At 66.3% G+C, this 2,309-nt stretch carries 3 protein-coding genes; all 3 read right to left on the minus strand.

The annotated features are described in order from the left end of the window. Positions 1 to 137: 137 nt before the first annotated feature. Positions 138 to 581, minus strand: coding sequence for a hypothetical protein (locus CZ203_RS11720; RefSeq protein ID WP_087066305.1), 444 nt, complete (start codon positions 579 to 581; stop codon positions 138 to 140). 33 nt (positions 582 to 614) lie between these two features. Continuing rightward, positions 615 to 1,949, minus strand: coding sequence for a M15 family metallopeptidase (locus CZ203_RS11725; RefSeq protein ID WP_087066306.1), 1,335 nt, complete (start codon positions 1,947 to 1,949; stop codon positions 615 to 617). Positions 1,950 to 2,186: 237 nt separating this feature from the next. Further along, entirely contained in the window at positions 2,187 to 2,303 is a 117-nt protein-coding gene (locus CZ203_RS15545; protein ID WP_407927741.1) for a magnesium chelatase subunit ChlI family protein, read from the minus strand. Positions 2,304 to 2,309 lie beyond the last annotated feature (6 nt).

Below are 2,309 nucleotides of genomic sequence, written 5' to 3' on the forward strand. Positions count from 1 at the left end.
CCCGTGCCGCCCGCCGCGGCCAGCGCGCCGCCGTCCGCGAACCAAGGCCTGTGGCAGCGGATACGCGCCCTGTTTAAAAATTGACAAAAAACGCGCCCCCATTTATGAGGGCGCGTTTTTTCATGCGATGGCCGAGCTCAGGGCGCGCCGGCCGCCTGCCCCGCGAGGATGGCCTCGTTGCAGATCGCCGCGAGCTTGAGCGCGCGTTTGCGGTCCTTTGTCAGGAAGGATTCCCTGTCCGGGGCATAGACTTCAAAGCGCAGCGTGCCGTCCGTAGGGGACAGGTAGGCGCGGGCGAAATCGTCCCCGCCCGCGAGGGGGCGGAAATAGACCGAAACGCCGGTGGACGGCTCCGCCCGGTTTGACACGATGCGCGGGGACATGCGCATCGACCGCAGGATGGCCGTCAGGCGCGCGGCCTGCCCGGCGTCCAGCGTCGCCGTGTCGCCGGTGGCGTGGTTCAGGATTTCGCAGGTATAGGCGCTGCCCGCGGGCAGCGGGAGGGGCATCTCCGCGAGGTAGAGGTTGGCCGCGCAGGCCAGCAGCAGCACAAAGGCCGCCAGTTTCCGTTTCCGGTGCAAGGTTCCCCCTCCTTTTTTATAATATATGTAGGGTTAGCGGCCGAAGTAGGAAAAATGCATGTAATCGCGCTTGGAGCGCCACGCGTTCCCGCCCCAGGAAAAGCCGTACTTGGTGAAGGCGCGGTATACGTCCCCGCCCTCGGGGATGGAGTACGGGTTCTCGCCGGGCGTCCAGTGCGTGCCGGTCGTTGGGGTCAGGGTGCCGTCCGCATTGATCGTCGCTTCCATGTTTTCGTCGTAATTGATGTCGATCGCCGTGCCCCAGCGGTGTTCGCTCGTCGGGGTGGGGCGCCAGGCGTAGCTGCCGACGTCCTTGATGGGGAACTGCTCGTCCCCGTCGAAAATCTCCTGGAAGGCCGCCCGGTAAAGCGGCGCGAGCGCGCGGTTGACGGTGACGTACGCCGTGCCGGCCTTTTTGCTGCCGTCCTCCTGGAGCCGCCACACCGGGATCTCGATTTCGGCCATCGCGGCCTCGGCTTCCTCCACGGTTTCAAAATAGGTGCCGCCCACGCCGAAGATGAACGCCATCTTTTGCGCCTCGGTCTCCGGCAGCGGCGAGGGCATGGCCTTGCCGTCGCCCTGCGCAGGCAGGTTGCCGCCCTCCACGAAATCCTTCATATCGTTGAAGGCGTCGGATGGCTTTTTGCCCGGGACGGCAGGTTCCGGGTCCTGGGCGGGGTTCCGGTTCGGCTCGGCCTCGGGTTCCGGGTCGGGCGCGCGCTCGAAGGTCTCCGTAAAGCGCAGGCTGAGCATGAGCGCCTGCTCGCGCGTCGTCTTGCCGCCGGGGCTGAGCGTGACGGTTTCGTGCGCTTCGCCGGTTTCGTCGTTTTGCAGGCGGGACACGCCGCGCATCACGCCGCTGTCCAGCATACGGGCGACCGCGCCCTCCGCCCAGGAGGCGACCTCGTCGCGGTCGGGGTATTCCGACAGAGCCTCCGGGTCGGACGGCGGCGCTTCCAGCCCGGCCGCCGCGATGATGTTGTCGAGCGTCTTGCACAGCTCCTGCCGGGTGATCAGGCCGTCCGGGTCGAACACGCCCTCCCCGCGCCCGGAAACCAGGCCGAGCGCGTAGGCCGCGGCCACGTCCGGGCTGTCGGTATCGGCAAAAGGCGTGTCGCCGCCCTTGCCCACGGTTTTGCCGGTGACGGATTCGTACAGGCGCAGGGCGATGCCGCAGAACTCCTCACGGGTGATGCTGCCGGTCGCGGCCTTTTTTTGCAGCGCCGAGGGTTCAAGGTCGGCTTTTTGCGCGGCGGTCACTTCGGTCACCGCCCAGGTGCTGATATTGGTCAGCGCGAGCGCGTCCGTCCCGCAGGAAAGCGCGGCGGCCAGTGCGAGCGCCGCGCCGAGGGCCTGGTGAAAGCGCATCGGCTTTTCACGTCCTTTCGTAAATCAATGACAGATGGTAGATGGCAGATTTAAACATGCGCCGCCCGCGGGGATTGCCAAAATTTGCACCCGCCGGAAAATGGGGCGGCGGAGGGGGAAACGGGGTCTCGCGCAACTTATGCACAGTTTCCACAGGGTTTTCCACAGGCATGTGCAAGCCTGTGGAAACAGGCGGCGGCGATAACTCTTAGTAGAATCACAAACGGGCGTTTGCGGCTACGCGTCGGGCAGCAGCCGGTCGAGCTGGCGGTATTGCAGCGCCTCCGCGAGATGCGGCGCGCCGATCCCGTCGGCGCCCTCCAGGTCGGCGATGGTGCGCGCCACGCGCAGGATGCGGTC

This window comes from Intestinibacillus massiliensis, assembly GCF_900155735.1.
In the GTDB taxonomy this organism is placed as follows: Bacteria; Bacillota; Clostridia; order Oscillospirales; family Butyricicoccaceae; genus Intestinibacillus; species Intestinibacillus massiliensis.